This window comes from Nocardia violaceofusca NBRC 14427 (genome assembly GCF_963869435.1).
Taxonomy (GTDB): domain Bacteria; phylum Actinomycetota; class Actinomycetes; order Mycobacteriales; family Mycobacteriaceae; genus Nocardia; species Nocardia aobensis.
On the sequence record NZ_CAWMPM010000025.1, the window covers coordinates 1 to 21,314 of the forward strand.

Genomic DNA, 21,314 nt, shown 5'->3' on the forward strand with positions numbered 1-21,314 from the left:
CATCCCGGCACCGATGCCGGCTCCCGCTCCGGCGCCCGCGCCGGTGCTGCCCCCGCCGCCCCCGCCGGCGCCGGTCTACCCGGACAACCTGGACGGGTGGATCCACAACGCTCTCGACATCATGGCCGCGCACGGCATCCCGGGCAGCTACGACGGCATCTACCGCAACGTCATGCGGGAGTCCTCGGGTAACACCCAGGCCATCAACCTGTACGACTCGAATGCCGCCATGGGCATCCCGTCCAAGGGCCTGCTGCAGGTCATCGACCCGACCTTCGCGGCCTACCACGTCGACGGCACCTCATGGGACATCTGGGATCCGGTTGCCAACATCGTGGCCGCCTGCAACTACGCAGCGCACCGCTACGGTTCGATGGACAACGTCAACTCCGCGTACTGAACCGGGATGATCGTTCCGCGCGGGCATGACCCCGCTCACATCGATCCACGGCCGGGGGTTCCCGGCTCGAGCGCCGCGACGGCACGGATCTAGGCTGGTCCGCATGACCGACGATCAGCTGGGGTTCTCCACACGAGCCGTGCACGCCGGGTTCGATTCCGACCCGCAGACCGGTGCGGTGAACGTGCCGATCTACGCGAGTTCGACCTTCGCCCAGGACGGCGTGGGCGGGATGCGTGGCGGCTACGAGTACGCCCGCACCGGTAACCCGACCCGCGCCGCGCTGGAAGCGAATCTGGCCGCGCTGGAATCCGGGAGTTACGGGCGGGCATTCTCCTCGGGGATGGCGGCCACCGACTGTGTGCTGCGGGCGACGCTGCGCCCGGGTGATCACCTGGTGATTCCGAACGACGCCTACGGCGGGACGTTCCGGCTCATCGACAAGGTGTTCACGCAGTGGGGAATCGAATACTCGGTGGCCCCGGTGTCGGACCCGGACGCGGTCGCGAACGTCTTGCGTCCCAACACCAAACTGGTGTGGCTGGAGACGCCGACCAATCCGCTGCTGAACGTCGGCGATATCGCGGCGCTGGCCGACGTCGCGCACGGCGGCGGCGCGAAACTGGTGGTGGACAACACCTTCGCCTCCCCGTACCTGCAGCAGCCGCTGCTGCTCGGCGCCGATATCGTGCTGCATTCGACCACCAAATATCTGGGCGGTCACTCGGACGTGGTCGGCGGCGCGCTGATCACCGACGACGCCGAACTCGACGCGGCCTTCGCCTTCCTGCAGAACGGCGCCGGCGCGGTCCCCGGACCCACCGACGCCTTCCTCACCATGCGCGGCATCAAAACCCTCGCGCTGCGGATGGATCGGCATTGCGACAACGCCGAGACCCTCGCCGCATTCCTCGCCGACCACTCGGCCATTTCCCAGGTGATCTATCCCGGTCTGCCGGAACACCCCGGAAATCCCGTGGCGCAGAAGCAGATGCGCCGTTTCGGCGGCATGATCTCGGTCCGGCTGCGCGGCGGTAAGCAGGCCGCGCTCGATTTCTGCGCGCGGACGAAGATCTTCACGCTCGCCGAATCGCTCGGTGGAGTGGAATCGCTGATCGAACATCCCGGTGCGATGACCCATGCCTCGACCGAGGGCTCGGAACTGGAGGTGCCCGCGGATCTCGTGCGGCTGTCGGTCGGTATCGAGGACATCGGCGATCTGCTCGCCGACGTGGAGCGGGCGCTGGGCTGACCCGGCGGAACCAGCTGAAACACGAACGGCCGCACCGAATTCGGTGCGGCCGTTCGTGACGGTGGAGCTATGTCAGGTGTTCGGCCGGGCTGCTGCCCACCCGGCCCGATCTGCCGAGGAGCGCGCGCAGCGCAACCGCGGCGGTCTCACCGCTGCTGCTCGCGTCCATCGACGACACCTTCCCGCGTCAGCTGTGGTACGGCTCCGCGCTGACCAGGGTCACCTTCATCATGTTGCCGTTGGGCAGGCGGTATTCGCGCGTCTCGCCGACCTTCGCGTCGATCAGGGCGCCGCCGAGCGGGGAGCTCGGCGAGTAGGTCTCCAGGTCCGACCGGCCCAGGCCCTCTTCGCGGGTCGCGATCAGGAAGGTTTCGGTATCGGTCTCGTCGCCGTCGTAGTAGACCTTGACCACCGAGCCGGGCAGCGCCACACCGGATTTGGTCGGCGCGACGCCGACCTTGGCGTTGTTCAGCAGCTCCTGCAGCTGACGGATGCGGGCCTCCTGCTGACCCTGCTCCTCGCGCGCGGCGTGGTAGCCGCCGTTCTCCTTGAGGTCGCCTTCTTCGCGGCGTTCGTTGATCTCGGCCGCGATGACCGGACGGTTGGCAATGAGCGCGTCGAGTTCGCTCTTGAGCCTCTCATGCGACTCCGGTGTGAGCCAGGTCACTTGCGTCTCAGTCATCTCGATCACTCCCTAGTAGTTGTTCCCGGCGTGCCGGGGTCCGTGATACCCGTCGCACGTGCGCGAGCAGGTGTCCGCGCACAGCAACAGTCGACGGCTAGAGCGATCCGGGGGGATGTTCCTCGAACCCCGACGGTGTCGCGGGCATTGTGTGCCCGGGACCCGGCAGCGCTGGCCGTCAATGCAGCAAACACGGCTCCGAGCGTTCGGAACCGTGTTCGCGCCATTCTAGCACGAATTGGATATGTGCAGGTAGAAGGCTTGAATGTGGGGGTGTCAGCCGGCCTTCAGATAGGCCGGTACCTGATCGCTGCACCCGTAGATATTGCCGTTGGCGGGCCGGGCGGTGGTCCGCACCGTGGTGGTGAGTTCGACGGTTCCGCTGTCCGAGCCCGGGATCAGCACCTCGCGGCGGCCGATCTCACTGCCCGCGGTGTCCATGCCCCGGACCAGGCACACCACCGGCTGCTCCGGGTTCTTGCGGGTCAGCTTGAAGTGCACGGTGAGTGTGGAATCGTCGACGACGTCGTAGCCGAGTTGGTCGGGCTCGATATCCTTGGGGCCGTACTGCCGATAACCCACATAGGCGACGATCAGCCCGAGTATCACCACCACGATGCCGAGTGCGATCGGAACCCAGCGGCGGTTGCGCGCGGGACCGGTTCCGTAACGATTCGACACCCGATCGCTGCCCGCTCCCGTCGCCCCGGTGGCGGCGTCGGCGGTGCGCCCGTCCGGATCGGTCCGGTCGGACTGCGGTGCCGCCTCGCTCATGATGTGGTTGCTCCCGTGGTCGATCAGGGGGTAGGTCGGAACAAAAGACCGTCGGATGGAACTATAGGGAATGCAGTTCGGACACCCGCGTGCCGCTCGGGCACGGCGGACGGCTATGAGGTGAAACGGTGAGCAACGAGGTGAACGAGAAGTGAGCGGCAGCTTCGATCGGCCGCTGCGCCTCATGGCGGTGCACGCCCACCCCGACGACGAGTCGAGCAAGGGCGCCGCCACCACCGCGAAATACGCCGCGGAGGGTGACGACGTGCTGGTCGTGAGCCTGACCGGTGGTGAGCGCGGCTCCATCCTCAACCCGGCGATGGATGTGCCGGGCATTCTCGACCGCATCGACGACGTCCGCCGCGAGGAGATGGCGGCCGCGGCGAAGGCGCTGGGCGTGCAGCACCGCTGGCTCGGATTCGTGGATTCCGGTCTGCCCGAAGGAGATCCGCTGCCGCCGGTGCCCGAGGGCAGCTTCGCGCTGGTGCCGCTCGAGGAGGCCACCGAGGCCCTGGTGCGGGTGGTGCGCGAATTCCGGCCGCATGTGATGACCACCTACGACGAGAACGGTGGCTATCCGCATCCGGATCACATCATGTGCCACAAGGTGTCGATGGCGGCCTTCGAAGCGGCCGGCGACCCCGAGCGCTTTCCCGACGCGGGTGAACCGTGGACGCCGCTGAAGCTCTACTACAACCACGGCTTCAGCCTGCAGCGCCTCGAAACCTTCGCCGACGAGTACGACCGGATCGATGAGCCGTTCCCGATGCGTGACTGGATGGAACGCATCCGCAAGGCCGCTCAGGAGCACGGCGATGTGATGTCGCGGGTCACCACCCAGATCGACTGCGGCAAATACTTCCCGCAGCGTGACGAGGCCCTGCGCGCCCACGCCACGCAGATCGACCCCAACGGCATGTTCTTCGCCATCCCGCTGGAGATGCAGCAGCGGTTGTGGCCGACGGAGGAATTCGAACTGGCGAGGACCCGGGTGCGCACCGCGATCCCGGAGACCGACCTGTTCGCCGGAATCCGGGACGCCGACGATGCGGACGCGGAAGATGTGGCCGCCGACGATATGGCCGCCGGTCGGGCGGTCGAGGGCACGGTTCGATGATGTCGACGTTGTTCGCGCAGACCGCGCTGCTGGCTCAGAACACCACCACGAACCCGACCGGTCCGGAATTCGGCAAGGCCTCGCCGCTGGGTCTGGTGATCATCCTCGTGCTGCTGGCCGGCACGGTGCTGTTGATCCGCTCGATGAACAAGCACATCAAGCGGCTGCCCGCCGATTTCTCCCGCGAACATCCGGAACCGGACCAGGAGGCCGACGAGGGCACCGAACACGGTGTCGCCGGAGAAGGTGAGAATGCGGGCGACGGCGATGCGCCGCGGCAGTCGCGCGACGGCGCCGCCGACGGATCAGGCCGCGGCGATTCGGGACCGTCCACCCCGCCGCCGGCTTCCGGTAAGGCTTCCTGAATCCGCTGATTCGCCGCGCCGTCGCCGATTCGCCGCCCAATCGCAATCCGGGCGCGGCGACGGCTTCGGGCCGCGCCTGCGATTGATGCTCTGATCTGCTTCGATGTTGTCCGGGTCATACGATCCGGCCATCTGTCGCGCATGTCTCGTTACCGCGCTTCGGCGGGAATCGGCCGGACCACTCCTATGGGATCCCACACGATACGTGCGGGTAACCCTGCACGGCGTACACATTCGTGGAATAAAGGTGCACACTACGCGGAGCCGCGATACCTCGAATTCTGCCCATGCACCGGGCCTACGCTGTGGAAAGGAGTCGGCGAGTGTTCAGCCGCATCGCCATCGTGAACCGGGGTGAGGCCGCAATGCGCCTCATCCACGCCGTCCGAGATTTGGCCGCGGCGACCGCGCGACAGATCGAAACCGTCGCTCTGTACACCGATGTCGACCGGAACGCGACGTTCGTGCGCGAGGCCGATATCGCCTACGACCTCGGACCGGCCTCCGCCCGCCCCTACCTGGATCTGAAGGCGCTGGAAAAGGCGCTGGTGACGACCAAGGCCGACGCTGCCTGGGTCGGCTGGGGTTTCGTCGCCGAGGATCCCGCCTTCGCGGAACTGTGCGAGCAGATCGGTATCACGTTCATCGGTCCGAGCCCGGATGCCATGCGCAAACTCGGCGACAAGATCGGCGCGAAGCTGATCGCCGAGGAGGTCGGGGTGCCGGTGGCGCCCTGGAGCCGCGGTGCGGTCGAGACGCTGGACGCCGCCGTCGCGGCCGCCGGTGACATCGGTTATCCGCTCATGCTGAAGGCGACCGCCGGTGGTGGCGGTCGCGGTATCCGCGTCATCACCAACGAAGCCGAACTCGTCGACGCCTACGAGCGCACCAGCCAGGAAGCGGCCCGCGCCTTCGGTAGCGGTGTCGTCTTCCTGGAGCGGCTGGTCACCGGCGCTCGCCACGTCGAGGTTCAGGTGATCGCCGACGGGCAGGGCACCGCGTGGGCGCTGGGCGTGCGCGACTGCTCGGTGCAGCGGCGCAATCAGAAGGTCATCGAGGAGTCCGCCTCGCCGGTGCTGCGGCCCGAGCAGGTCGCCGATCTGAAGGCCTCGGCCGAGCGGCTCGCGGTGGCGGTCGGTTACCGCGGCGCGGCGACCGTCGAATTCCTCTACCACCCCGGCGACGAGCTGTTCGCCTTCCTGGAGGTCAACACCCGCCTGCAGGTCGAGCACCCGATCACCGAGTACACCACCGGGTTCGACCTGGTCCGTGCCCAGTTGCACGTCGCCTCCGGCGGACGGCTCGAGGGTGAGCCGCCGGCCGAACGCGGGCACGCCATCGAGGCCCGCCTCAACGCCGAGGATCCCGACCGCGACTTCGCTCCGGCGCCGGGCCGCATCGCCCTGCTCGATCTGCCGGCCGGACCGGGTATCCGCGTCGACACCGGTGTCAGCGAGGGCGACACCATCCCCGCCGACTTCGACTCGATGATCGCCAAGATCATCGCCTACGGCCGCGATCGCGAGGAGGCCCTGGGCCGGCTGCGCCGTGCGGTCGGCGAGACCCGCGTGATCATCGAGGGCGGCGCGACCAACAAGAGTTTCGTCCTGGACCTGCTCGACCAGCCCGAGGTCATCGACGCCAGCGCCGACACCGGCTGGATCGATCGCGTGCGCGGCGAGGGCCGGCTGGTGGCCCAGCGGCACACCGCGGTCGCGCTGGCCGCCGCGGCCATCGACGCCTACGAGGAAGAGGAGCGGGCCGAGCGGCATCGGCTGCTGTCCACCGCCGCCGGTGGCCGCCCGCAGGTGCAGCACGAGAGCGGCCGTCCGCTGGATCTGAAGCTGCGTGGCGCGAGCTACCGCCTGCGGGTCGCGCGGGTCGGTGCGCACCGATTCCGGATCGGCATCGAGGCGGCCGGTGAGGTCGTCACCGCGGATGTCGATCTGGAGCGCTTCGACCGGCACACCGGTCAGATCGTGGTCAACGGCACCCGGTATCGGCTGGTCACCGGCACGCACGGCCCCACCCACGTGGTGGATGTCGACGGCGTGACGCATCGGGTGAGCCGTGACGAGGGCGGTGTGGTGCGCTCGCCGGCGCCCGCGCTGGTCGTCGCCAAGCCGCTCGAGGTCGGCGACGAGGTCGAGGCGGGTGCGCCCGTCCTGGTCCTCGAGTCCATGAAGATGGAGACCGTGCTGCGCTCGCCGTTCAAGGCGCGCCTCAAGGAATGCAGCGTCTCGGTCGGCTCGCAGGTCGAGGCCGGTGCGCCGCTGCTGCGGCTGGAACCGATCGCCGACGACGAGCAGGCCGACGAGTCCGCCGCGGTCGAATCGGTCGAGCTGGATCTGCCCGCCGCGCCCACCGAGGTGCTGGCGCAGGAGCGCACGGTTCGCGGCCAGGAGGATCTGCGCGGGCTGCTGCTCGGTTTCGACGTCGACCCGCACGACGGCGGACGTGTCCTGGCGGACTACATGGCCGCGCGCCGCGCCGCGATCGCGGACAACCGCCGCCCGCTCGCCGAGGAACTGGACCTGATCGAGGTCTTCACCGATCTCGCCGAGCTGAGCCAGTTCTGGGGTGAGGACGCCGGCCACGGCCACGTCCACAGCGCCCGCGAGTACTTCCACACCTATCTGCAGAGCCTCGACGTCGAGCGTGCCGGACTGCCGGAGTCCTACCGGGCCAAGCTGTCGAAGGCGCTGGCGCACTACGGCGTCGCCGACCTGGAACGCACCCCGGACCTCGAGGCCGCGGTCTTCCGGATCTTCCTCGCCCAGCAGCGCCCGTCCGACACGGTCACCGTCGTCACCACGCTGCTGCGCGAATGGCTGGGCGAGCCGGTGCCGGATCGGGTGCTGCGGGAGCCGGTGGGCCTGGCGCTGGAGCGGCTGGTGGCCGCCACCCAGGTGCGCTTCCCGGTGATCGCCGACATCACCCGTGGCGTGGTCTACGCCTGGTACGGCCAGCCGCTGCTGCGCCGCAACCGCGCCCGCGTCTACACCACGGTCCGTAAGCATCTGAGCCATCTGGACGCGCATCCGGATGCCGCGGACCGCGCCGATCGCATCGCCGAAATGGTGCGCAGCACCGAACCGCTGGTGCGATTGCTGGCCCAGCGGCTGGTGCGGGGCAACCCGGACAACACCGTCATGCTCGAGGTGCTGACCCGGCGGTACTACGGCAACAAGGGCCTGACCGACGTTCGCACCCAGAACGTGGACGGCTGCACCTTCGTGGTCGCCGAACGCCGCGGTGTGAATCTGGTCTCTGCGGCCGTCAGTTTCGACGCGCTCGACACGGTGCTGAGCGGGCTCACCGAACTGGCCGGTGGCGCCGCGTCCATCGAGGCCGACATCTACCTCGGCTGGGAGAACCAGCCGGAGGACTTCGACGCGATGGCCGCCGCCCTGCAGGAAGTGCTCGGCGCCCGGTCGCTGCCCAACCAGGTGAATCGGATCACGGCCACCGTCGCGGGCAGCAACGGCGCGGTGATGCACCACCACTTCACCTTCCGCCCGTCGGCGACCGGTCTGGCCGAGGAGCGGCTCATCCGCGGTCTGCACCCCTATATCGCCGAGCGGATGCAGATGCGCCGCCTGCGCAAATTCGATCTCACCCGGCTGCCGTCCTCCGACGAGGAGGTCTACCTGTTCCGGGGTGTCGCGAAGGAGAACCCCGCCGACGAGCGGCTGGTCGCTTTCGCGCAGGTCCGCGACCTGACCGCGCTGCGCGATCACGAGGGCCGGCTGCTGTCGCTGCCGACCGCCGAGAGCACGGTCGCGACCTGCGTCGACTCGATCCGCCGGGCACAGTCGCGGCGGCCCTCGGCCAAGCGCTTCCACACCAACCGGATCGTGCTCTACATCTGGCCGCCGCTGGATGTGTCCCGGGCCGAACTGGACACCATCGTCGGTCGCGTGGAACCGGCCACCGCGGGCGCCGGGCTGGAGGAGATCCTGCTCATCGCCCGTCAGCCCGACGCGCAGACCGGTGAGCTGGTCAAGATCGTCGTGCGCATCCGGTTCGATGCCACCGGCGGCACCGAGGTCACCGTCGGCGAGCGCACCGACGATCCGGTCGAACCGCTCGACGAGTACCGCCAGAAGGTGCTGCGGGCGGCCAGTCGCGGCACCGTGTACCCGTACGAATTGACAAGTCTGCTCGGCACTTTCGCCGAATACGACCTCGACGCCGAGCACGCCCTCGTCCCGGTCGACCGGCCCAAGGGCCGCAACACCGCCGCGATGGTCGCCGGTGTGGTGACCACGCCGACCGACCGGCATCCCGATGGCATCACCCGCGTGGTGCTGCTCGGCGATCCGACCAAGTCGCTGGGCGCGCTGTCGGAGCCGGAATGCCGCCGGGTGATCGCGGCGCTGGATCTGGCCGAGCAGATGCAGGTGCCGCTGGAGTGGTACGCGCTGTCCTCCGGCGCCCGGATCTCGATGAAGTCCGGTACGGAGAACATGGACTGGGTGGCGGCGGCGCTCAAGCGCATCGTCGAATTCACCCAGGACGGCGGCGAGATCAACATCGTGGTCTCCGGCATCAACGTCGGCGCGCAGCCGTACTGGAACGCCGAGGCGACGATGCTCATGCACACCAAGGGCATTCTGGTGATGACGCCGGATTCGGCGATGGTGCTGACCGGTAAGCAGGCGCTGGACTTCTCCGGTGGTGTGTCGGCCGAGGACAACTTCGGCATCGGCGGCTACGACCGCGTGATGGGGCCGAACGGTCAGGCGCAGTACTGGGCGCCGAATCTGGCCGGGGCTCGCGATGTGCTGATGTCGCACTACGACCACACCTACATCGCCCCCGGGGAGCAGGGCCCGCGCCGCGCGCAGACCACCGACCCGATCGACCGCGATGTGTGCACCTTCCCGCACACCGTGCCCGACAGCGATTTCACGACCGTCGGCGAGATCTTCTCCGCGACCGCGAACCCGGATCGCAAGAAGCCCTTCGATATTCGCACCGTGATGCGGGCGCTGGCCGATCAGGACCACGCCGTGCTGGAGCGCTGGGCGGGTATGGCCGACGCGGAGACCGCCGTCGTCCAGGACGCGCATCTGGGCGGAATTCCGGTCTGCCTGCTGGGTATCGAATCGCGGGGTGTGCCGCGGCGCGGTTTCCCGTCCACCGACGGACCCGACACCTACACCGCGGGCACCCTGTTCCCGCGGTCGTCGAAGAAGGCGGCTCGCGCGATCAACGCGGCCAGCGGCAACCGTCCGCTGGTGGTGCTGGCGAATCTGTCCGGCTTCGACGGCTCGCCGGAGTCGATGCGCAAGTTGCAGCTCGAATACGGTGCCGAAATCGGCCGCGCGATCGTGAACTTCCGCGGGCCCATCGTGTTCTGCGTGATCTCGCGCTACCACGGCGGTGCGTTCGTGGTGTTCTCGAAGGCGCTGAACCCGAATATGACCGTGCTCGCGCTGGAGGGTTCGTTCGCCTCGGTGCTCGGTGGCGCTCCGGCGGCGGCCGTGGTGTTCGCCGGGGACGTCAACACCCGCACCGCCTCGGATTCGCGGGTGCGTGAACTGGAGTCGCGGGTCGCGAACGCGTCGGGTACCGAGCGTGCGGAGCTGTCCGCCGAACTCGACGAGGTCCGCTCGCAGGTGCGCGCCGAGAAGCTGGGTGAGGTCGCCGCCGAGTTCGACCGGGTGCACAACATCCACCGCGCCGTCGAGGTCGGCTCGGTGGACGCGGTGATCAGCGCCCGGGAGCTGCGGCCGCGCATCATCGAGGCGATCGAGGCGCGTCTCGGCTGATTCCCTGCCCGTGACCGGCCGAACACGGCCGGTCACGGGTTCGGCCGCATTAGCGATGATCATGATGGGGTAGTCCCTTGTCGTGACGGTAATCACGCGAGTTCTCGCAATGGTGTGTGCGGTCGTCGCCGGGGGTGCTCTCGCGGCGAGTTCGGCCGCGGCGGCCCCGGCGGCGCATGTGGTGGACGAACATCCGCTGGGTCCGGCGGCGGTCGAGATGGACGTGTATTCGCCATCGATGGACCGGGTGATCACGAATCGGGTGATCCGCGCGGCCGGCGGCGGACCGGCGCCCACGCTGTATCTGCTCACCGGCATCGGCGGCGGTGTCGACAACATCTCCTGGTGGGACGACACCGATGTGCGGGCGTTCTTCGCCGACAAGCACGTCAATGTCGTGATGCCGGTCGGCGGACCCAACAGTATGTACACCGACTGGATCGCCGACGATCCGGTGATGGGACGCAACCGCTGGCAGAGCTACCTCACCCGGGAACTGCCCGACGTCGTCGACGCGCAGCTGGGTACCACCGGCCGCAATGCGATCGCCGGGGTGTCGATGAGCGCGGCGTCGGCCGTGGACCTCGCCATCCAGGCGCCGGAGCGCTTCGGCGCGGTGGCCTCCTACAGCGGGTGTCCGTGGTCGAACGATCCGGCCGGGGTAGCGATGGTGAGTGCGCAGGTGGTGCGGGGCGGCGGTAATCCGGGCAATATGTGGGGCCTGCCGGGCACCGAGGCATGGCCCGCGCACGACGCGTTCGCGCGGGCCGGTGCGCTGGCCGGGAAGGCCATCTACCTGTCGGCGGCGTCCGGCATCCCGGGCGGTATCGACCGAGGGTTGCCGTTCCCACCGGTGGAGGCTGTCGCGAGTGCGTGCACCGGTGCGTTCGCCGGGCGGCTCGGACAACTCGGCGTTCCGGCGGTGTACGTGGACCGGCCCGAAGGTTCCCACACCTGGGGACTGTTCGAGGCCGATCTCCACGATTCCTGGCCCGTGCTGGCCGGGGGGATAGGCGCCTGAACCGCAGGGGTCCCGCCCGGGTCGGTCAACGGCGGGCTACCGGCTGATGATCATCTGGGTGGGACTCGAACCCGCAACCCGCTCAATGGATTTCAGACCGCAGCCGGCCGGAACCGCCGGTGGCAGATCTCGCAATCGCAGTCGAAATAGCCGAGCCCGGCATTACCGTGGGCGCCACGTCGTTCGGCTTCTTCCAGATCCGCGAACCAGGGCCGCCGCCGCATCGGTACCGGTCGAATCTGCGCGCTGTCGTCCATTGCCACCGAGTACCCATTTCGGACAGTGCGTACGGTCACGGTTTCGGCGCGATGGATGTGGTGATACTGGAGGGGATGGCGAGCAGAGATCCCGAACCGATCCGGGAGGCGCGGACGCCGACGGCGCGCGCCGGATGGTCGGCCGCCGACCGCGCGGCCTACCGCCGGTTCGTGCGCACCCAGCACCCCGACGTCGGCGGTGACCCGGTCGCGTTCCAGGAGGGGCTGGCTCGCTACGAGGCCGCCCGCCGTGCCCGTACCCCTGCGTCCGGGTTCGACCCGACGGACCGATTCGACGGGCCGGTGCGATTCGTCGTTACACCGCGCGGTTGGCGGCGGGCGGTGCGAGTGCTGCGCCCACGTCGGCGTACCCGTCGACTGCACTGATCGATATGCCGGAAGTCCCTCCGGCTAATGGCCGACAGCGGGGATAGCTGGGTATACGCTGATATAAGGCCATCTGTGACGTGGCTTACTCCAAACATCGGGGTCTCATCGCTCGACCCATCCCGCGGCAGTGCGGCCGTGCAGGCGTGTCGAGCAAACGAGGAGAAGGCCATGAAAGGTGGCACAAGCATTGCTGTAGGGGTGGGCATAGGTTATTTGCTGGGCCGAACACGCAAGATGCGGTTCGCGCTGGGGGTGGCGGGGGCGATGATGGCGAAACGTTCGTCGGATATTCCCGGTGAGTTGCTGGAGCGGGGGACCTCGCTGCTCAAATCGTCGGCGGACCTGACCCAACTCACCGATACCGTGCGCGACGAATTGCTGGGCGCGGCACGATCCGCCGCGGTGACTGCCGCGAGCAACCAGCTCGACTCGCTCAACACCAGGCTGCAGCAGGGCTCGTCCCTACTGACCGGCGACTTGTTGGCGGGCAAGGACAGCGACCGAGCATCGGACGCGGAGCCGGAGGACGAGGACGAGGACGAGGACGTCCGGAGCGCGGGCGCGGCGTCTTCCGACGACGATCTCGAGGACGTCGATTCCGGCGAAGAGGAGGAGGAAGACCGGAAGCCGGCCGCCCCGCGGGCACGCAAGCCCGCATCCAAACGCGCGCGGAAGACGACCTCCGGGACTACGGCTCGCAAATCCACCTCCGGGACTACGGCTCGCAAATCCGCGGAACGCAAACCTGTTTCGGTCAGCCGACGCCGTAGCGGTTCCGATTCCGACGAACCGCCCGTGCGCCGCACGAGGAGGTGAGTGCGATGGCGAAAACGGCTCAGGCGGCCGGCCCGCTCCAACAGTCGGTGCAGAACCTCGCGGGGACGCTGGCCGAACGCGCGGTGCAAGGGCTCTCGAACCGGGTCTCGAAGACCGCCGGCCGGTTGAACGACTACGCGGGTGGCGAAGGAAATCTGATCGCGGCGGTGACCGGCGTCGACAAGCTGGCCGGCGGCGGTTCCCCACTGCAGGCCGTCATGAGCGGAGGTATGAGCAAACTCAAGCACTCGGCCGGGCAGACGTTCGAATCGATCAAGAATTCGCTGACCGGGGGTGGTGGCAAAGGCGGCGGGGGAAAGAAGCTCAAGCTGACCAATATCGTCGAGGAGATCGATGTCGGTGTGCCGATCGATCTGGCCTACGACCAGTGGACGCAATTCGCCGACTTCCCGAAATTCACCAAGAAGCTCGAGCAGGTCGAGCAGGTCTCCGACGAGAAACTCAGCTGGACCGGCAAGGTGTTCTGGTCGAGGCGAACGTGGGAGTCGACGATCATCGAGCAGATTCCGTTCGAGCGAATCGTGTGGCGTTCCAAGGGCGCCAAGGGCTATATCGACGGAGCTGTCGGCTTCTACGAGCTCACCCCGAACCTCACGCGGATTCTGGTGGTGCTCGAGTATCACCCGCAGGGCGTGTTCGAGAAGACCGCCAATATATGGCGTGCCGCCGGTCGCCGATGCCGGTTGGAGCTCAAGCACTTTCAGCGCCATGTCATGACCGATGCGGTCCTGCACGGTGACGACATCGTCGGCTGGCACGGCGAAATCCGCGACGGCAAGGTCGTGGAGGACGACGAGACGGCGCGACAGCGCGAAGAGGAAGAGAACGCCGCGGAGGAAGACCACGACGAGGAAGACACCGACGAGGAAGAGCACGACGAGGACAACGCCGACGAGGAAGCGTTCGACGACGAAGAACCGGATGAGGCAGAAGAAGACGAGGAAGACGAGGACGACGAGCAGGACGAGGATCAGCGCGATTCCGACGAGGAGGAAGAACCGGAGCCGCCTCGCCGCCGAACGGCCGCCCGCAAGAGCTCGGTCACTCGCCGCCCACGTGTGAGCGGAGGAGCAAGAAGATGACGATCGAACCCGCGGGAGGCGGCGGCGGAGGCGGAGGCGGAGCCGGCACCATGGCCCGGCCGAACTCGTCCAGCCTGGCCGATGTAATCGACACCATCCTCGACAAAGGCCTGGTGATCGACGCGTTCGCCCGGGTGTCGCTGGTGGGCATCGAATTGGTGACCATCGACGCGCGCGTCGTGGTCGCCAGTGTCGACACATATCTGCGATTCGCCGAAGCGGTGAACCGGCTCGAGATCTCGACCAGTGAGCCGAAGGGGATCACCGACATCGTCGGCGAGGTCACCGAAGGCGCGGCCGAGCACAAGACGAAGGGCGCACTCGACGCGGCGGGCAAGAAGGTCGCGGACTTCCTCGGCGATGTGCAGGAGAAGCGGCAGACGGTGCACCGGCCCTCCAAGCGGGAGGAGCGGTGATGGCCGCCGAGACAACAGCCGTATACGTCTACGGCATCGTGCCCGCCGACGTGGAGCCGCAGCCGCACGCCACCGGAGTCGGCGATCCACCGGGTGAAGTCACGGTCGTGCGGCACGGCGACATCGCCGCGCTGGTCAGTCCGCTCGCCTCCGATCGCCCCCTGGGCACACCCCAGGACCTCACCGCCCACGAGAAACTTCTCGACGGGTCCGCGGCGGTGGCTCCCGTGCTGCCGCTGCGGTTCGGCGCGGTCATGACCGATGCCGATGCGGTGGAAAATGAACTGCTCGAGGCGAACGAGGACGAATTCCACGCGGCACTGGTGGAACTCGAGGGACGGGTGCAGTTCGTCATCAGAGGGCGTTATGTCGAGGATGCGATTCTGCGCGAACTGCTCGACGAGAATGCCGACGCCGCCCGCCTGCGAGACGAGATCCGCGGGAAATCGGAGGACGCGACCCGCAACGAGCGAATCATGCTGGGCGAGATGATCAATCAGGCCATCGAGACGAAGCGTGCCGAGGACACCCGCAAGGTGGCTTCCGAACTCGAGAAACTCGACGCGATGGTCAATCTGCGCGACCCCACCCACGAAGAGGATGCCGTTCACGTAGCGGCATTGGTCGAAACGGCCCGGCAGGACGAACTGGAGGAGTTGCTGCGCCGGCTCATGTCGGAATGGGACGGCCGGGTCGAGTTGAGTCTGCTCGGACCGATGGCGGCCTACGACTTCGTGACGAAGCGGGCACCGGAGGGGTGAGGCATGGGCCTGATCTCATCGATACTCCTGCTCCCCGCCGCGCCGGTTCGTGGCGTGATCTGGCTGAGTGAATTGATCCAGGAGCAGGTCGAACAGCAAATGCACGATCCCGTGCGGTTGCGGCGCGAGCTCGAGGACATCGACCGTGCCGCGGCCGCCGGTGAGATATCCGCGGAGGAGGCCGCGCAAGCGCAGCAAGAGATCCTGAATCGGATGACCGGTCCGAGGTAGGTCCGACCGACCGGAAGAAGTGACTCCCGTGGCCCGCGACACCATCCCCGACGATGCCCAGACATCGGACGAACAACCGCCCCTGACCGCGGCGCAGGCCGCCGGGGTCGCGCTCGAATGCCTCGCGGAACTGACATCGAACCAGCTCCAGGGCGTCACGAGCGTGGAGCCGACCGACGACGGCTGGCTGGTGGAGATCGAGGTGCTCGAGGATCGCCGTATCCCCTCGTCGGCGGACATCATGGCGACCTATCAGGTGGAGATCGATTTCGACGAGAATCTGCTGGCCTATCGCAGAACCGGGCGCTACCACCGCGGTAGCACCGACATCGCCCCGAGGGGGCGGTGATGACGGTAGTCGGAGGTGAGTCGTACGCGCCGCAGCCCTTCGGCGGTGGGGGTGGCGGCGGGCACTCGACCAACCTCGCCGACATCCTGGAACGAGTCCTCGACAAGGGTCTGGTGATCGCGGGCGATATCCAGGTCAATCTTCTCGACATCGAACTGCTCACCATCAAGCTGCGGTTGGTGATCGCCTCGTTGGAGACGGCCAAGTCGGTGGGCATCGACTGGTGGGAGACCGATCCCTGGCTCAACAGCAAGGCGCACACGCTGGAGAAGCAGGACAACGACCTGGAACTCGAGAATCGGAAACTTCGCGAGCGGATCGCCCAATTGGAAGCGGCAGCCGAACGCCCGGAGCCCATCGAACGTGCCCGCGAGCCGCGAAGGACCGGCCGTGACCGGTGATCGGGCGGTCTGGTTGTACGCCGTGGCGGCGTCTCGCGACGACGGCGTCGAGCCCGACGGGCCGGCCGGAGTCGCGGGAGAGTCGGTGCGCGCGGTTGTTTCGGGCGATCTCACCGCGATCGTCGGCTCGGTGCCGCTGGACGTGTTCGGCGAGGAGCCGCTGCGCCGGAACTTCGAGGATCTGGACTGGCTGGAGGCGACGGCGCGGGCCCACGACGCGGTGGTCTCGGCGGTGGTGCGCGGAGGTCCGGCCGTGCCGCTGCGGCTGGCCACCGTCTTCCGCGACGACGACCGGGTGCGGGAGTTGCTCGACGAAAGGCGAGCGGATTTCGCCGCTGCGCTGGAATTGGTGAGCGGGCGCACCGAGTGGGGAGTGCGCGCGTACGGTGACCGCGCCACCCTCACCGCCGCCGTGGCCGAGGCGAAGGCCGACGCCGGCGCGATGACGCCGGGCGCGGCCTATCTGGCCCGGCGGCGCGCGCAATTGTCCGCGCAGGAAACCGTCGAACGCGACGCGGCCGAGCGGGCGGCGCAGGTGCACGAGCGGTTGCTGCGCCGGGCCGCGGCCGGACGATGTCAGCCGCTGACCGATCCGGCGGTGAGCGGCCGGCGCGACTGGATGGTGCTCAACGGCACCTACCTCGTCGACGACGACCGGACCGAGGACTTCACGGCGACCGTCACCGCGCTCGGCGCCGAATTCCCCGGCATCCGGCTCGAACTCACCGGTCCGTGGCCGCCGTATTCGTTCGCGGGCGTGCAACGCGAGCCGACATGACTCGGGCCGACATGACGCGCGCCGGCACGTCACCGCCCGATCGCGGCGTCGACACCGAGCGGCGTATCGCGCTGGTGGACCTCCTGGACCGGGTGCTGGCAGGCGGTGTGATCATCACCGGCGATATCAGACTCGCCATCGCCGATGTGGATCTGGTGCAGATCTCCCTGCGCGCCCTCATCTCCTCGATCAGCACCCTGTTTCCGCCGGCCTTGTCCGCATCACCCGACAAGCACGCCGATGACTGAATTCGGCGGTATCCCACCGCGTATCGACACCGACCCGGAATCCGTCGAGCGCGGCCTGGTCACCCTCGTGCTCACCCTGGTGGAGCTGCTGCGCCAGCTGATGGAGCGCCAGGCACTGCGCCGCGTCGACGCCGGCGACCTCACCGACACCCAGGTCGAGCGCATCGGAACCACCCTGATGCTGCTCGAACAACGCATGGAGGAACTCCGCGAACACTTCGGCCTCACCCCGGAAGACCTCAACATCGACCTCGGCCCCCTCGGACCATTACTGCCCCCGCCCGAGTAGAGCGTCGAGGAATATCGCGCGCGGCCGTGCGGCTCGGCTGCCCAGTCGACGGGTGTCGCCGGGTGTCGGTCCTGTGGGAGGGTGGAGCCATGAATCGCTTGGCCGACGCGACATCGCCCTACCTGCGCCAGCATGCCGACAACCCGGTCGACTGGCGGGAATGGGGTGTCGAGGCGCTCGAGGAGGCGCGAGCGCGGGACGTGCCGATCCTGTTGTCGGTCGGTTACGCCTCGTGTCACTGGTGTCATGTGATGGCCCACGAATCGTTCGCCGATCCGGCCACCGCCGAGTTGATGAACGCGAATTTCGTCTGTGTGAAGGTCGATCGTGAGGAGCGGCCCGATATAGACGCGGTGTACATGTCCGCGACGGTCGCGATGACCGGGCAGGGTGGCTGGCCGATGACGTGTTTCCTCACGCCGGCCGGGGAGCCGTTCTACTGCGGCACCTACTATCCGAAGTCGCCGCGCGGCGGTATGCCGTCGTTCACTCAGCTGCTGACCGCGGTCACCGACACCTGGACCAATCGCCGCGACGAGGTCGACCAGGCCGCCGGTCAGGTGGCGCAGGCGCTGCGGGACCAGGGTGCCGGACTGCCCGCGAGTGAGCTGACCGTCACGTCGGAACTGCTCGCGCATGCGGTCGCGACGGTGCTGCGCGATGTCGACGAGCGCTACGCCGGATTCGGCGGGGCGCCGAAGTTCCCGCCGTCGGCGCTGTTGGAGGGGCTGCTGCGCCATTACGAGCGCACCGGGGAAGATGCTGCGCGACAGGCGGTTTCGCTGACCTGCGCCGCCATGGCCCGCGGGGGTATCTACGATCAGCTGCGCGGCGGGTTCGCCCGTTACTCGGTCGATGCCGCGTGGGTGGTCCCGCATTTCGAGAAGATGCTCTACGACAATGCGCAACTGCTGCGTGCCTACGCGCATCTGGCGCGGCTGGAGGCGAGCGGCGCTCCGGATGCGGGTGACCCACTGCCGCAACGGATCACCGAGGAGACCGCTGCCTTCCTGCTCACCGATCTGCTGACCGCCGAGGGTGGATTCGCCTCGGCCTTCGACGCCGACACCCACGTGGAGCCGGGTGCGCCCGGTATCGAAGGCGCTACCTATGTGTGGACGCCGCAGCAGCTCACGGATGCACTCGGTTCCGAGGACGGCCCTTGGGCCGCAGCGAAATTCGGTGTGACTGCCGAGGGCACGTTCGAACACGGCACCTCCGTGCTCACCCGATACACCGACCCGGGCACCGGCCCGGGGGCGGACCCCGCCGACGCCCGCCGCTTCGACGACATCCGGCAGCGGCTGCGCGCGGTGCGGGACCGGCGGCCGCAACCCGAGCGCGACGACAAGGTGGTCACCGCCTGGAACGGCATCGCGATCACCGCCCTCGCCGAGGCCGGCGCCGCCCACGACCGGCCGGAATGGATCGACGCCGCGGCCCGATGCGCGCGGTACCTGCTGGACCGGCATCTCGTCGACGGCCGTCTGGTGCGGGCCTCACTGGGCGGCGCGACCGGTAACGCGCCCGGTGTGCTCGAGGACTACGCGTGGCTGGCGACCGGACTGCTGGCCCTGCACCAGGCCACCGGGGAACTGTCCTGGCTCGAAGTCGCGCAGCAGCTGATCGATACCGCCGCAACCCTTTTCGAGGATCCGGCGCAACCCGGCAGCTGGTTCGACACGGCCGCCGATGCGGAGCAACTCGTCGCCCGGCCGCGTGATCCGCTCGACGGGGCGACCCCGGCCGGGGCCTCCACCTTCGCCGAAACCCTGCTCACCGCCTCTGCCCTGAGCGCCCCGGACCGCGCGGCACGCTACCGCACGCTGGCCGATGTCACGCTCGACGCCGGCGCCATCGTCCTGGCCCGGGCGCCGCGCTCCGGCGGGCAGTGGCTCAGCGTCGCCGAAGCCGCGCTGGCCGGGCCGATCCAGATCGCGATCTCGCAATCGTCCGACACCGCGGCGACGGCCGAATTGCTGCGCACCGCACGTCGTTTCGCTCCCGGAGGTGCGGTGGTCGTTGCGGGGCAATCCGATTCGGTCCCACTGCTCACGGATCGACCCGCCCGGGGCGGCGCACCCGCGGCCTACGTCTGCCGCGGCATCGTGTGCGACCTACCGGTATCGGAACCGCAAGAGGTGCGCGCTGCGCTCGTAGGTTCCTGATCCCGGCCCCTAGAGCCGCTCGGCGGCGACGAAATCAGCGGCGAAGTACCGGCGGTCCGCAGCCGGCCGACCGAGCGGCCCGCTCCTCCTCGGCCGGGACGAGCGAGTCCACGGCGTGGTCGAATCGAAGGCCGCCAAAGGGCCGCGTGACGAGCGGTGCGCGGCATCCGGCCCGGCGCCTCCGCCCTCACTCCTCGATCGGAGCGGTCGCGCCCAACCCCACCGGTTTGCGATCGGTCCAGCACGCCGTCGGCTCCCGCCGGCCCCGCAGCTGGATCTTGTCGTAGAGCACCCAGCGCGAACGTTCGGATTCGGTCGCCGCGTCGATCACGGCCTGGCTGGCCAGGATCCGGCGCGGGACCTCCTTGGCCTCGGTGGTGAGCCGGGAGGCCTCGTTGACCGCGTCCCCGATCACGGTGAATTCCAGCCGGGTGTCGGTGCCGACGTCTCCGGCGAAGACGCTGCCGCGCGCCAGGCCGATTCCGATATCGAATTCGCCGCCGAGGGCAACCTCGTCGCGAATGCGCCGGGCGGCGCGCAGAGCGGGAGTCGCGTTGTCGCCCAAGGCGATCGGCGCGCCGAAGATGCACAGTGCCGCGTCGCCCTCGAATTTGTTGACCAGCCCGCCGTTGTCCTCGGTCGCCGAGACCACCACGGCCAGCAACCGGTTCAGCTGGTCGACGAATTCCCGCGGCGCGAGTTCGGTGGACATCTCCACCGACCCGGTCACATCGACGAACAGCGCGGTCACCACCCGCACGTCGCCGGTCAGGTCGAGACCACCGGCCAGCGCGCGTTCGGCCACCTCGTTGCCGACGTGGCGGCCGAAGACATCGCGCATGCGTTCGCGTTCGGACAGATTCTCGGCCAGCTCGTTCACCGACAGTTCCAGGCGCCCGATCTCACTGGCGCTGGTGATCGGCACCCGCGCGGACAGTTCGCCGCGCGCGATCCGGTCCAGCGCGCGCCGCAGCGTCCCGAGCGGCGCCGCCACCGATCGCGCCAGGGTGGCGGTGGTCAGCGCCCCGACCAGCAGGCCGACCAGCGACATGTACAGCGCGGTCCGCACCCGGTCGGTGGCGTCGGCGACCGGATCGCCGAGGACGGTGATCAGCATCAGCAGCGGCATCGCCCCGGCCACCGCCCAGGAGATGACCAGCCGGTTGAGCACGGTGGCACTCCAGTGCGAGGTACCGCCGAGCACCCGCGCGATCACCGGAATCGTCGGCCGGATGAGCCGGTCCACCACCAGGAAGGTGAAGCCCGCCGACTCCAGCCCGCCCAGGAAGAACATCGCGCCGATCGCCCACAGGGCCCGGGTGGGCACCACCTGGGCGAACAGTGCCGTGGCGATGGCGACGCCCGGTATCCAGATGGCCAGCGCCCGGACGGTGATCGCGATGGGCAGCTTCAGCAGCCGCTCGGCTTCGGGCCGGGTGGGCCGGCGGGTCTGGTCGATCCAGCTGAAGTAGTACACCCGGTCGCGCACCGCCAGCACGATGCCGGCCAGTGCGCCGATCACCGGGTAGATCGCGGTCTGGGCGACCGCGCCGAGCCAGTCCTCGCCGAGGTTGCCGAGAAATCCGCTCAGCCACAATTCGACTACGATGACCGCGAGGCCGCCGAGGTTGCATACCATCACCACCGTCGAAAGGCCCCAGCGCGCACGCAGGGCCCAGAGCACGAGTCGACTGGTCATAGCCCCTGGCAGTGGTGTGG

At 68.5% G+C, this 21,314-nt stretch carries 21 protein-coding genes; 18 read left to right on the forward strand and 3 right to left on the reverse strand.

Annotated elements, in window-relative coordinates; all coding sequences use genetic code 11:
- A partial coding sequence (locus AC5592_RS20565; protein WP_157122073.1) for a transglycosylase SLT domain-containing protein occupies positions 1–400 on the forward strand: 400 nt, incomplete at its 5' end.
- Positions 401–503: 103 nt separating this feature from the next.
- Positions 504–1,652 (forward strand): cystathionine gamma-synthase, encoded by a 1,149-nt coding sequence (locus tag AC5592_RS20570; protein ID WP_063065171.1) that lies wholly within the window; start codon positions 504–506, stop codon positions 1,650–1,652.
- Positions 1,653–1,839: 187 nt separating this feature from the next.
- Here AC5592_RS20570 and greA read toward each other — a convergent pair whose 3' ends face one another.
- Both greA and AC5592_RS20580 read right to left on the reverse strand, forming a co-directional pair.
- Positions 1,840–2,334, reverse strand: a complete 495-nt coding sequence (gene greA, locus AC5592_RS20575; protein WP_030518168.1) for a transcription elongation factor GreA — start codon at positions 2,332–2,334, stop codon at positions 1,840–1,842.
- 276 nt (positions 2,335–2,610) lie between these two features.
- Positions 2,611–3,108 (reverse strand): DUF4307 domain-containing protein, encoded by a 498-nt coding sequence (locus tag AC5592_RS20580; protein ID WP_036505077.1) that lies wholly within the window; start codon positions 3,106–3,108, stop codon positions 2,611–2,613.
- 184 nt (positions 3,109–3,292) lie between these two features.
- Here AC5592_RS20580 and mca point away from each other — a divergent pair, with 184 nt between their 5' ends.
- The 16 genes from mca to AC5592_RS20660 all read left to right on the forward strand — a co-directional run bounded on the left by mca (position 3,293) and on the right by AC5592_RS20660 (position 19,595).
- Positions 3,293–4,225, forward strand: a complete 933-nt coding sequence (mca, locus tag AC5592_RS20585) for a mycothiol conjugate amidase Mca (protein ID WP_063065240.1) — start codon at positions 3,293–3,295, stop codon at positions 4,223–4,225.
- Positions 4,222–4,590 (forward strand): hypothetical protein, encoded by a 369-nt coding sequence (locus tag AC5592_RS20590; RefSeq protein WP_063065172.1) that lies wholly within the window; start codon positions 4,222–4,224, stop codon positions 4,588–4,590. Before mca ends, AC5592_RS20590 begins: the two co-directional genes overlap by 4 nt.
- Before the next feature lie 323 nt (positions 4,591–4,913).
- The gene (locus AC5592_RS20595; protein WP_063065173.1) at positions 4,914–10,367 is read left to right on the forward strand and encodes an ATP-binding protein; all 5,454 of its coding nucleotides are present in this window, start codon (positions 4,914–4,916) and stop codon (positions 10,365–10,367) included.
- 109 nt (positions 10,368–10,476) lie between these two features.
- Complete coding sequence (locus AC5592_RS20600; RefSeq protein WP_063820416.1) at positions 10,477–11,388, forward strand: alpha/beta hydrolase; 912 nt, start codon at positions 10,477–10,479, stop codon at positions 11,386–11,388.
- Positions 11,389–11,507: 119 nt separating this feature from the next.
- The gene (locus AC5592_RS20605; RefSeq protein ID WP_198163898.1) at positions 11,508–12,032 is read left to right on the forward strand and encodes a hypothetical protein; all 525 of its coding nucleotides are present in this window, start codon (positions 11,508–11,510) and stop codon (positions 12,030–12,032) included.
- A 171-nt stretch (positions 12,033–12,203) separates the two neighbouring features.
- Entirely contained in the window at positions 12,204–12,851 is a 648-nt protein-coding gene (locus AC5592_RS20610) for a hypothetical protein (protein WP_036505069.1), read from the forward strand.
- Positions 12,852–12,856: 5 nt separating this feature from the next.
- A complete protein-coding gene (locus AC5592_RS20615; RefSeq protein ID WP_063065241.1) occupies positions 12,857–13,954 on the forward strand; it encodes an SRPBCC family protein in 1,098 nt (365 codons plus the stop codon).
- Complete coding sequence (gvpJ, locus tag AC5592_RS20620) at positions 13,951–14,370, forward strand: gas vesicle protein GvpJ (protein WP_036505066.1); 420 nt, start codon at positions 13,951–13,953, stop codon at positions 14,368–14,370. The genes AC5592_RS20615 and gvpJ overlap by 4 nt, the downstream gene beginning before the upstream one ends.
- Positions 14,370–15,131, forward strand: a complete 762-nt coding sequence (locus AC5592_RS20625; protein WP_051024974.1) for a GvpL/GvpF family gas vesicle protein — start codon at positions 14,370–14,372, stop codon at positions 15,129–15,131. Before gvpJ ends, AC5592_RS20625 begins: the two co-directional genes overlap by 1 nt.
- A 3-nt stretch (positions 15,132–15,134) precedes the next feature.
- On the forward strand, positions 15,135–15,362 hold the full coding sequence (locus AC5592_RS20630; protein ID WP_036505064.1) for a gas vesicle protein GvpG: 228 nt from the start codon (positions 15,135–15,137) through the stop codon (positions 15,360–15,362).
- 28 nt (positions 15,363–15,390) lie between these two features.
- Positions 15,391–15,711: a gas vesicle protein GvpO gene (locus tag AC5592_RS20635; protein WP_232329468.1), complete on the forward strand. Its 321-nt coding sequence runs from the start codon at positions 15,391–15,393 to the stop codon at positions 15,709–15,711.
- Positions 15,711–16,112 (forward strand): gas vesicle protein, encoded by a 402-nt coding sequence (locus AC5592_RS20640; protein WP_063065175.1) that lies wholly within the window; start codon positions 15,711–15,713, stop codon positions 16,110–16,112. The genes AC5592_RS20635 and AC5592_RS20640 overlap by 1 nt, the downstream gene beginning before the upstream one ends.
- On the forward strand, positions 16,102–16,890 hold the full coding sequence (locus AC5592_RS20645; RefSeq protein WP_063065176.1) for a GvpL/GvpF family gas vesicle protein: 789 nt from the start codon (positions 16,102–16,104) through the stop codon (positions 16,888–16,890). Before AC5592_RS20640 ends, AC5592_RS20645 begins: the two co-directional genes overlap by 11 nt.
- Positions 16,887–17,138 carry a gas vesicle protein gene (locus AC5592_RS20650; RefSeq protein WP_371507357.1) on the forward strand — a complete coding sequence of 84 codons (252 nt, stop codon included), beginning with the start codon at positions 16,887–16,889 and terminating at the stop codon, positions 17,136–17,138. The genes AC5592_RS20645 and AC5592_RS20650 overlap by 4 nt, the downstream gene beginning before the upstream one ends.
- On the forward strand, positions 17,131–17,427 hold the full coding sequence (locus tag AC5592_RS20655) for a gas vesicle protein K (RefSeq protein WP_036505061.1): 297 nt from the start codon (positions 17,131–17,133) through the stop codon (positions 17,425–17,427). Before AC5592_RS20650 ends, AC5592_RS20655 begins: the two co-directional genes overlap by 8 nt.
- 89 nt (positions 17,428–17,516) lie before the next feature.
- On the forward strand, positions 17,517–19,595 hold the full coding sequence (locus AC5592_RS20660; protein ID WP_063065177.1) for a thioredoxin domain-containing protein: 2,079 nt from the start codon (positions 17,517–17,519) through the stop codon (positions 19,593–19,595).
- A 187-nt stretch (positions 19,596–19,782) separates the two neighbouring features.
- On the opposite strand, the gene AC5592_RS20665 is transcribed toward AC5592_RS20660, so the two are convergent.
- Entirely contained in the window at positions 19,783–21,294 is a 1,512-nt protein-coding gene (locus AC5592_RS20665) for an adenylate/guanylate cyclase domain-containing protein (protein ID WP_063065178.1), read from the reverse strand.
- Positions 21,295–21,314: the final 20 nt, after the last annotated feature.

Bases quoted from the DNA above. Each gene is read 5' to 3' on its own strand.
- AC5592_RS20570 (WP_063065171.1), top strand. From the start codon at position 504: ATGACCGACGATCAGCTGGGGTTCTCCACACGAGCCGTGCACGCCGGG.
- greA (WP_030518168.1), bottom strand. From the start codon at position 2,334: ATGACTGAGACGCAAGTGACCTGGCTCACACCGGAGTCGCATGAGAGG.
- AC5592_RS20580 (WP_036505077.1), bottom strand. From the start codon at position 3,108: ATGAGCGAGGCGGCACCGCAGTCCGACCGGACCGATCCGGACGGGCGC.
- mca (WP_063065240.1), top strand. From the start codon at position 3,293: ATGGCGGTGCACGCCCACCCCGACGACGAGTCGAGCAAGGGCGCCGCC.
- AC5592_RS20590 (WP_063065172.1), top strand. From the start codon at position 4,222: ATGATGTCGACGTTGTTCGCGCAGACCGCGCTGCTGGCTCAGAACACC.
- AC5592_RS20600 (WP_063820416.1), top strand. From the start codon at position 10,477: ATGGTGTGTGCGGTCGTCGCCGGGGGTGCTCTCGCGGCGAGTTCGGCC.
- AC5592_RS20610 (WP_036505069.1), top strand. From the start codon at position 12,204: ATGAAAGGTGGCACAAGCATTGCTGTAGGGGTGGGCATAGGTTATTTG.
- AC5592_RS20615 (WP_063065241.1), top strand. From the start codon at position 12,857: ATGGCGAAAACGGCTCAGGCGGCCGGCCCGCTCCAACAGTCGGTGCAG.
- gvpJ (WP_036505066.1), top strand. From the start codon at position 13,951: ATGACGATCGAACCCGCGGGAGGCGGCGGCGGAGGCGGAGGCGGAGCC.
- AC5592_RS20625 (WP_051024974.1), top strand. From the start codon at position 14,370: ATGGCCGCCGAGACAACAGCCGTATACGTCTACGGCATCGTGCCCGCC.
- AC5592_RS20630 (WP_036505064.1), top strand. From the start codon at position 15,135: ATGGGCCTGATCTCATCGATACTCCTGCTCCCCGCCGCGCCGGTTCGT.
- AC5592_RS20640 (WP_063065175.1), top strand. From the start codon at position 15,711: ATGACGGTAGTCGGAGGTGAGTCGTACGCGCCGCAGCCCTTCGGCGGT.
- AC5592_RS20650 (WP_371507357.1), top strand. From the start codon at position 16,887: ATGACTCGGGCCGACATGACGCGCGCCGGCACGTCACCGCCCGATCGC.
- AC5592_RS20655 (WP_036505061.1), top strand. From the start codon at position 17,131: ATGACTGAATTCGGCGGTATCCCACCGCGTATCGACACCGACCCGGAA.
- AC5592_RS20660 (WP_063065177.1), top strand. From the start codon at position 17,517: ATGAATCGCTTGGCCGACGCGACATCGCCCTACCTGCGCCAGCATGCC.
- AC5592_RS20665 (WP_063065178.1), bottom strand. From the start codon at position 21,294: ATGACCAGTCGACTCGTGCTCTGGGCCCTGCGTGCGCGCTGGGGCCTT.